A 9,424-nucleotide genomic window follows, 5' to 3' on the forward strand; every position below is an offset into this window, starting at 1 on the left:
GGCAGATCGAATATAGGGTAACCTCCGCTAAGTTAGGGCAGCCTTTACTAATCACCTGGAGGGTATGAGCGTGGTGGCGACGAGTTCCCAGACGGTCCGCGACGAGGTCGCCGAACTCCTGGGGGTCAGCGCCGACGCTGTCGATCCCGACGCCGACCTGATCGCCTCCGGGCTCGATTCGATCCGGATGATGTCGCTGTCCGGCCGGTGGCGTAAGCAGGGCATCAATGTCGGATTCGCGGCCCTGGCGGCCAATCCCACTGTCGCCGCCTGGATCGAGCTGGTCGCCCGGCACGCTCCTGATGCGCAGGCCGAAGCGCCTGCCCCGGACAGCGTCGAACCCGGCGAGGGAGGTGACACCTTCCCCCTGGCGCCCATCCAGCACGCCTTCTGGGTGGGCCGCAACCAGGATCAGCAGCTCGGCGGCGTCGGCGCGCATCTGTACGTCGAATTCGACGGCGCCGGAGTCGATCCGCAGCGGCTGAAGGCAGCGGCGACGAAACTGGCGGCGCGCCATCCGATGCTGCGGGTCGAGATCCTGCCCGACGGCACCCAGCGGATCGGAAATCGGCCGCTACCGGTCACCATCCACGATCTACGCGACCTGGATCAGGCTGCCGCACAAGCGAAGTTGGAGTTGATCAGGGAATCCAAGTCCCATCAGATGCTGCACGACGAGGTGCTGCAGCTCAGCCTGTCTCTGCTGCCCGGCGGAGGCACGCGTCTCCATGTCGACATGGACATGCAGTGTGCCGATGCCGTGAGCTACCGCAATTTCATGGCCGATCTGGCCGCGTTCTACCGCGGCGCCGAGCTGCCTGATCTCGGCTACACCTACCGCGAATACCGCGCCCGGCTGACCGCCACGGCGCCGCCGCCGTCGGAGCAGGACAAGCAGTGGTGGGCCGAGCGGGTGCCCGATCTACCGGATCCGCCTGCGCTGCCGCTGGTTCCGCTATCCGATCAGCGCAACCCGCACCGCAGCATCAGGCTGTGGGAAACCCTCGACGTGCCGACCCGCGACGCATTGTTCGCCGCGGCGCACCGGCGCGGCATCACCCCGGCCATGGCGGTCGCTGCCTCGTACGCCAATGCGCTGGCGCACTGGTCGACGCAGTCGCGGTTCCTGCTGAACCTGCCGATGTTCGGGCGGGAGCCGTACCACTCGGACGTGGAGAAGCTGGTCGGTGACTTCACCTCCTCGCTGCTCCTGGACATCGACCTGACCGGGGCGGATACCGCCATGGCCCGGGCCAGGGTGGTGCAGGAGACCCTGCACGCCACCGCCGCGCATTCCTCGGTGTCCGGGCTCGATGTGCTGCGCGACATGAGCCGCCACCGCGGCAGCCAGACCCTGGCCACCATCGTCTACACCAGTGCGCTGGGCCTGGGCGACCTGTTCGCCGGTGACGTCACCGACCACTTCGGGGCGCCGGTGTGGACCATCTCGCAGGGGCCGCAGGTGCTCATCGATGCCCAGGCGACCCCGCTCGCCGACGGCCTGATGATCAACTGGGACGTCCGCACCGAGGCGTTCCGGCCCGGCGTGGCCGAGGCCATGTTCGCCTACCACCTGGCCGAACTGCGCCGCCTGGCCACCGATGACGCGGCCTGGGACGAGCCCGACCCGCCCGCGGTCTCCGAGTCGCAGCGTCGGGTGCGGGCCGCGCTGAATGCGTCGACCTCGACGCCAAGTGGCGACGTGCTGCACACCGGTTTCCTGGCGAACGCGGCCTCAACCCCGGACGCGCCCGCGGTGTTCTGCAGCGCCGGGAACCTCACCTATGGCGAGCTTCAGGACAAGGTGCTGGCCGTGGCGGCCGCCCTGCAGTCGCGTGGGGTGTGCCGCGGCGAGGTCGTCGCCGTGCTGGGCCCGAAGAGTGTCGAGCAGGTCATCGCCCTGCTGGCCATTTCGATGATCGGGGCGGCATACCTGCCGGTCGGGGTGGATCAGCCCGCCGATCGGGCCACCCGCATCCTGCACACCGGTGGAGTGGACTTCGCCCTGATTTGCGGTTCGGGGTCAGAACATCCCAACCTGCCGCACCTGACCATCGCCGACGCCGAGATCATCGGTGACCCAGCTGATTTCGAGCCGGTCGAGGTCGTGCCCTCGGACCTGGCCTACGTGTTGTTCACGTCCGGCTCCACCGGTGAGCCCAAGGGCGTCGAGATCACCCATGACGCGGCGATGAACACCATCGAGTTCATCAACGACCACTTCGAGATCGGCCCCGCCGATCGTTGTCTGGCGTTGTCGCACCTGGAGTGCGACCTGTCGGTGATCGACGTCTACGGGACGCTGCGCTCAGGCGGCTCGCTGGTCGTCGTCGACGAAGAGGACCGCCGCGATCCGGATGCCTGGGTCACGCTGATCGACGAGCATCGAGTCAGCGTCCTGCATTTCCTGACCGGCTGGCTGGAGATGCTGGTCGCCGCCGGTGGCACCGCGGCGGGCACCGGTTCCCTGTCTTCCCTGCGGGTGGTTCCCACCGGCGGCGACTGGGTGCGTCCGGACCTGGTCCGGGCGTTGCGTGCCGCGTCGCCCCAGGTGCGTTTCGCGGGGCTGGGCGGGGCCACGGAGACCGCGACCCACAACACCATCTTCGAAGTCGGCTTCGGTGACGACGCGCTGCCCGCGCACTGGACCTCGGTGCCGTTCGGCGTGCCGCTGGCCAACAACTGCTGCCGGGTGGTCGACGCACGGGGCGAGGACTGCCCGGACTGGGTTCCCGGTGAGCTGTGGGTCGGCGGTCGCGGCATCGCCCGTGGGTACCGCGGCCGGCCCGACCTGACCGCCGAACGGTTCGTCGAGTACGACGGAAGCCGTTGGTACCGCACCGGGGATCTGGTGCGGTCGTGGCCCGACGGCACGCTGGAATTCGTCGGCCGGGCCGACCACCGGATCAAGGTCAGCGGGTTCCGCATCGAGTTGGGTGAGGTCGAGGGCGCCTTGTGCCGGGTGCCCGGCGTGGACGCGGCCGTCGCGGTGCTGGTGCCCGTCGACGGCGGGCACGATCTGCTCGGCGCGGTTGTCCGCGCGGATCAGGCCGGCCTGGAGTCCGGCCTCGACCCTGAGGCGGTGACGACCGCGCTGGCCGAGCTGGTGCCCGCCCAGATGATCCCGCAGGTGCTGCTGGTCGCCGACGAGATCCCCTATGCCCGGGGCAAGACCGACCGCACCGCGGTGGTCCGGATGCTCTCGGCCGTCGGCGCCCCCGAGACCAGGGGCTACCGGGCGCCGTCGAGCCCGCTGGAAACGGCCCTGTGCGCGATCGTCGGGGAGATCTTGGGTCAGACCGGTGTCGGGGTCGACGACGATTTCTTCGCACTCGGCGGGGATTCGGTGCTGGGTACGCAGCTGGTGGCCCGGATCCGGGACTGGCTGGACACCTCGACCGTCATGGTCGCCGATGTCTTCGCGGCGCGAACGGTCGCGACGATGGCCGCGCTGCTGGCGGGCCGGGAGGCGGGTTCAGACCGTCTGCACCTGGCGTCCGAGCTGTACCTGGAGGTCACAGGCATGGATGCCGCCGAGATCGCCTCCGAGTTGGCATGGGGGACCCCAGAACCGGCGTTCGGCAACTAAGGTTAGAGTAACTTCAGTTAGGGCAGGCTTTGCTTATTGTCAGGAGGTCGTTGTGGACGCCGTGACCGCACCGCTGCATCAGGGTTTCTTCACACACGCGCAGGCCGCGCCCGCCGACATCGCGGTCATCGGGCCGACTACCCGGTGGACCTATGGTCAACTGCGCGAGCAGGTGCTGGCGGTGTCCGGCGCGCTCGCAGTGGCCGGTGTGCACGTCGGCGACCGGGTGGCCGTCGTGGGCTCCACAGGTCTGGATACGGTGATCGCCACGCTGGGAATCCTGGCGGCAGGCGGAGTCTGCGTGCCGATCGACGCCGCCGATCCGGCCGAGCCGGTGCTGGACCGGACCGGGGTGCGGATGGCGCTGTTCACCGGAGACGGACCGCCCAACTGGCTGCCCGCGCTCACCGTCTCCGAGGCGCTGCGGATCGGGGCCCGCGCGAGTGGCGTCAGCCCGGTGCATTCGGCGCCCGGTGATCCGGCGTTCCTTGGCTCGGTCGACGAGTCGGGGCATGCGGTGGTGACCCATGCTGCCGCTCACGACGCCGTCGTGGAACTCAGCACCCGGCTCGACGTTCGCGGCGGTGACCGCATCGCCGCATTCTCGGCTGCCCGCGCTGCGGCCCCGATCCTCATGGTGCTGGCGGCGCTGACCGCGGGTGCCGGCATCGTCGTCGCCGACGACGCGCCGCGCCGCAACCCCGAGCGGGGGATGAACGGCCTCGCCCTCGCGGTGCGGCACCGGGATGCGGTGGCCGCTCTCGACGCCGCCCTGCCGTCGTGACCGGGCCGGATACCCAGATCATCGTCAAACCCTGGGTCAAGCGATATTCAGGGTCCCAAAGTTCAACAGCCACACTGGTTTTCCCGCACGCCGGCGGAGCGGCGTTGGCCTACCGCGGATTCGGGACGGCACTGGCCGCGGCCGGGTCCGATGCCTATGTCATGCAGTACCCGCAGCGTGGGGATCGGCTGTCCCATCCGGCGGCACCCACGGTGGGTGACCTCGCCAGAGATCTGTTCGACGCGGCTGATTGGGCCGGCGTCGGATCGATACGGCTGTTCGGGCACTGCATGGGCGCCGTGGTGGCCTTCGAATTTGCGCGGATCGCGGAGCGCTCAGGGGTGGCGATCGACGCCCTGTGGGTGTCGGCCAGCGAGGCACCGTCGGCCGTGGCGGCCGCGCCCGCACTGCCGATGGCCGAGTCGGAGATCCTCGCCGAGATGGTCGACCTCGGCGGCACCGATCCTGCGCTGCTCGCCGACGACGACTTCGTCGAACTGCTGCTGATGGCAGTGCGGGCGGACTACGCGGCGTTCAACCGCTACGCGTGCGACGCCGAGGTGACGATCGCCGCGGACATCCACGCCCTGGGCGGAGACAACGACCACCGCATCAGCGAGGACATGTTGCGGCGCTGGGAATCCCACACTGCAGGCGCCTTCACGTGCTCGATGTTCGACGGCGGGCATTTCTATCTCAACTCCCAGCTGGAAGATGTGGCGGAGCTGGTCAATGAGCTATAGCCGCCAGCTTCCCGGGTCCGATATCGCCGACCCGGTGGTGATCGTGGGGATGGCGCTGGAGGCTCCCGGTGGGATCGACACCGCCGACGGCTACTGGTCTCTGCTGTCCGAGCAGCGCGAAGCGCTCGGTCGATTTCCCGCCGACCGTGGTTGGTCCGTTCGCGAACTGCTCGACGGCTCGCGCCGCGACGGATTCAAGCGCATCCACGACCTGGGCGGATTCCTTTCCAGCGCAGCAACATTCGATCCCGCATTCTTCGGCATCTCACCGCGCGAGGCGGTGGCGATGGATCCCCAGCAGCGCATCGGGTTGCGGATCGCGTGGCGGGCGCTGGAGAACAGCGGCATCAACCCCGACGACCTGGCCGGCCACGATGTGGGGTGCTATGTCGGTGCGTCGGGCCTGGAGTACGGGCCCGCGCTGTCGGAGTTCTCCCATCACAGTGGCCATCTGATCACCGGCACCTCCCTCGGCGTCATCTCCGGCCGGATCGCCTACACGCTGGATCTGTGCGGCCCGGCGCTGACCGTCGACACCTCGTGCTCGTCGGCGCTCACCGCGTTCCACACCGCCGTTTCCGCCGTGCGCGCGGGGGACTGCGACATGGCGTTGGCCGGTGGTGTGTGCGTGATGGGTACGCCCGGGTACTTTGTGGAGTTCTCCAAGCACCACGCGCTGTCCGACGACGGACACTGCCGGCCCTACAGTGCGCACGCCAGTGGCACGGTCTGGGCCGAAGGGGCGGCGATGTTCGTCCTGCAGCGCAAATCAGCGGCCGTCCGGGACAGTCGGCGCATTCTCGCCGAGGTCCGCGCGACCGCGGTGAACCAGGATGGCCGGACCACCGGTCTGACCGCGCCCAGCGGCGCCGCCCAGCAGCGCCTGTTCGCCAAAGCGATCGAGCAGGCTGCCGTGCGCCCGGAGTGCGTCGGCATGATCGAGGGACACGGCACCGGAACCCGGCTCGGCGACCGGACCGAATTACGCTCGCTGGCAAAGACATACGGCGCCACACCGTCGGGTACCGGCGCACTGTTGGGCTCGGTGAAATCCAACGTCGGGCACGCCCAGGCCGCCGCCGGGGGGCTCGGACTGGCAAAGGTGATCCTGGCTGCCGAGCGTGCGGCCGTTCCGGCCACCTTGCACGTCGACCAGGCCAGCCGCGAAATCGACTGGGAAAGCCAGGGTTTACGGTTGGCCACCAAGCTGACCCATTGGCCCGCGGTCAACGGCGAGCGGATCGGTGCGGTGTCGGCGTTCGGGATGAGCGGCACCAATGCGCACGCGATCATCTCGGTGCCTGAGGCCGCAGCGTGAGTCAAGCCGACGCCCTACCCGACGGGCGCACACCCGTGCTGCTCAGCGCGCACGCCGAGGACCTGATCGGGCCTGACGCCGCGGCCATCCTGCGCTATCTGGATTTACGTCCCGACGTGCGCGTCGGCGATGTCGCCGCCACGTTACGGTCCACCCGGCGCCTGCGCCGCCACCGCGCCGTGGTCCGGGCCGTCGACCGCGATGAGCTCGCCGCAGGCCTTCGTGCGTTGGCCGAGGGCGCCGACCATCCGCTGGTCAGCCGCGCACACGGTGGAACGCAGTCATCGGGTTCGGGTGCCCGCATCGCGTTCGTGTTTCCCGGCCAGGGCAGCCAATGGCCGTCGATGGGTGTACAGGCCTACGAGCGGCTGCCCGCCTATCGGGCCGAGGTGGACCGGTGCGCGGCGGAGTTTCAGGCCGCCGACGCCCCGTCCCCGCTGGATTACCTCCTGGCCGAACTGGATTCGGGCACGGTCACCAACGACTTCTCCCAGGTGCAGATCCAGGGCGCTCAGTTCGTCCACGGTGTGGCACTGGCCCGGGTCTGGCGGTCCTGTGGTGTGCTGCCCGACATCACCGTCGGTCACAGTCTCGGCGAGATCGGGGCGGCCTACGTGGCCGGCAGCATCACCCTGCCCGAGGCGGTGGCCGTGGTGATCGGCCGCGCCACCGTGCTGGACCGGCTGACCGGGCCCTACCGCGTCGCGGTCCTCGGGATCACGCCCGACGAGGCATCGACCGTGATCGCCGGAACCCCGGGTTGGCTGGAACTGTCGGTGGTGAACTCCCGTTCCTCCGTCGCGGTGTCGGGGGACACCGACGCGGTGGCTGCCGCCGTGGCGACCGTGGCCGAACGCGGCGCGTTCGCCAAGGAAATCGAGATGTGGTTCCCGGCGCACACGACCGCACTCGACTCGAGTCGTGCCGATCTCGAATCGATGCTTCCTGCAGCACAATTCAGTGAGTCGCCGGTGCAGTTCATCGGCTCGGCCACCGGGGACGTGGTCGAGGCGGGAACCGGTTTCTCCGACTACTGGTATACCAACCTGCGCAGCACGGTGCGATTCGATAAGGCCGTCGAGACGACGGTTCGCCGGGGAGCCCGAATCTTCGTCGAACTCTCGGCGCATCCGGCTCTGCTGTTCGCGCTGGGCGACCTGCTCGACGACGCGGCCGAACTCACCGGCGGTCCGGCGGTGATGGTGGGATCGGGCCGGCGCGACGAACCGATCACCGACCGTCTCAGCACCAACATCGTCTCCGTCGCGATGGCCGACCCCGGTTACCGCTGGGACGACGTCCCGAATCAGGGCGACCGGTCGCTGCGCGACTTCCCCTTCGCGCCGATGCGGGCCGAACATCTCTGGGCCACACCGCATCCGCTTCCTGCGGTTGCCGGGCTGACCGTGGCCGTCGAGCATTGGGAGCAGCGGGACCTGCGGGACCTGCGGACCCTGCCGGGCCGGCGTCGCGTCGCGGTGCTCGACCTGGCCGCCGGGCACGGACCAGCGGCCGCATTGAGCCGCGCGGTCGAGGAGAACGCCCAGACCACGGCCGTCGCGCCTGCTGATGCCGATCTGCTGATCGTGGTGGCGCCGGTATCCGAGGACCTCGATGCGGTGGCAGCGGCAGAAGCCGTGAGCCACCGGGTGGACGACGGCCTGCTCGGCTATGTCCGGGCGGTCACGCCGGATACCCGCGACGTGTGGCTGGTCACCGTCGGTGCCGAACAGGTGAGCCGCACGGAGCAGTCACGGCCCGAGGCCGCCGCACTGGCCGCGATGCACCGCAGCCTCGGCTATGAACATCCCGACCAGAACTTCCGTCACCTGGATCTGGCCGACTCGGCCGCCGACCCCACCCATGCGGCGACGGCCATCACGGCGATGCTGACCGATGGTGACCACATCGCGTTGCGGGACAACGGTTCCGGACCCGCGCTGTGGCACCGTGGAATGCGCGATGACACCTCCGGCGAACGGTCCTGGACCGCCGAGTCGGGGATCTTCGACGAGGTTGTCATCACCGGCGGCACCGGGGCGGTGGGCCTGCACTTTGCCCGCCACCTGGCCGAACACGGGGCCCGGCGCATCGTGCTGCTCAGCCGCAGCGGCCTCGACGAGGCACAGTTGGCCGAACTGGCCACTCACGGCGCCGAGATCGTCGCTCCGCGGTGCGATCTCACCGATCCGGCACAGATCACCGCGACGGCTGCCGAGTGGGCAGTCGGCCCGGCGTCCTTGGTGATCCACGCGGCCGCATCCGCCATCATCGCCCCGGGCGGGGAACTGTCCGGCGCGACCGTGCGGGATACCTTGGCGGCCAAGGTGAGCGGCCTGGCCAACCTGACGGCGGTCTGGCCGATGCGGCCGGATACCCGGATCGTGTTGTGCTCCTCGGTGTCCGGCCTGTGGGGTGGATACGGTCACGCCGCGTACTCCGCGGCCAACCGGCTGCTCGATGCCTTGGCCGCGCAGTTGCGCGAACAGGGCCGGCGTTGCGCCTCGGTGCGGTGGGGACTGTGGCCGGGGGACGGCATCATCGATTCCGGTGAGATCAGCCGGGTCGAGCGGTCCGGTCTGCGAGCCATGGAACCGGACCTTGCGGTGGAGGCCGGACTGTGCGATTACCCGGCCGATCCGTTGGCGTTCACCGCTGATGCCGACCGGCTGCAGACCTTCCTCCGTGCGGCCGCCCACCCCGATCCGGTCGTCGACACCGCCGACGCGGCCGACGCCGCCGACGCCATCGGCGCGATGCGGATCGCACTGGGAGCCGTCCTGAAGCTCGATGACACCACCGGACTGGATCTGGACACGTCGCTTCTGGATCTCGGCGTCGACTCCCTGTTGGCGATCGACCTGCGCAAGAAGCTCAAGAGGGCCACCGGCCGTGCTGTGCCGCTGGCCACCATCCTCGGTGGCGCCACCGCTGCCGAATTGATCGAGCATTTGGAAAGACCTGAAAAGGAAACATTTTCGCGTGACTGA

Annotated in this window: 5 protein-coding genes; all 5 read left to right on the forward strand. The window is 69.3% G+C overall.

Features of this window, described 5'->3' with window-relative positions; translation table 11 throughout:
* The first annotated feature begins 64 nt into the window (after nucleotides 1-64).
* Genes G6N44_RS00340 through mbtD form a run of 5 tightly spaced genes read left to right on the forward strand, consistent with a single transcriptional unit; the run spans nucleotide 65 to nucleotide 9,424 of the window.
* Nucleotides 65-3,589 (forward strand): non-ribosomal peptide synthetase, encoded by a 3,525-nt coding sequence (locus G6N44_RS00340; RefSeq protein WP_163660133.1) that lies wholly within the window; start codon nucleotides 65-67, stop codon nucleotides 3,587-3,589.
* A 52-nt stretch (nucleotides 3,590-3,641) separates the two neighbouring features.
* On the forward strand, nucleotides 3,642-4,373 hold the full coding sequence (locus G6N44_RS00345; protein ID WP_163660135.1) for an AMP-binding protein: 732 nt from the start codon (nucleotides 3,642-3,644) through the stop codon (nucleotides 4,371-4,373).
* On the forward strand, nucleotides 4,370-5,116 hold the full coding sequence (locus G6N44_RS00350) for a thioesterase II family protein (protein ID WP_163660138.1): 747 nt from the start codon (nucleotides 4,370-4,372) through the stop codon (nucleotides 5,114-5,116). Before G6N44_RS00345 ends, G6N44_RS00350 begins: the two co-directional genes overlap by 4 nt.
* Nucleotides 5,106-6,434 carry a beta-ketoacyl [acyl carrier protein] synthase domain-containing protein gene (locus G6N44_RS00355; protein WP_163660140.1) on the forward strand — a complete coding sequence of 443 codons (1,329 nt, stop codon included), beginning with the start codon at nucleotides 5,106-5,108 and terminating at the stop codon, nucleotides 6,432-6,434. Before G6N44_RS00350 ends, G6N44_RS00355 begins: the two co-directional genes overlap by 11 nt.
* A complete protein-coding gene (gene mbtD / locus G6N44_RS00360) occupies nucleotides 6,431-9,424 on the forward strand; it encodes a mycobactin polyketide synthase MbtD (protein ID WP_163660143.1) in 2,994 nt (997 codons plus the stop codon). Before G6N44_RS00355 ends, mbtD begins: the two co-directional genes overlap by 4 nt.

Origin of the sequence: Mycolicibacterium alvei (genome assembly GCF_010727325.1) — a bacterium.
In the GTDB taxonomy this organism is placed as follows: domain Bacteria; phylum Actinomycetota; class Actinomycetes; order Mycobacteriales; family Mycobacteriaceae; genus Mycobacterium; species Mycobacterium alvei.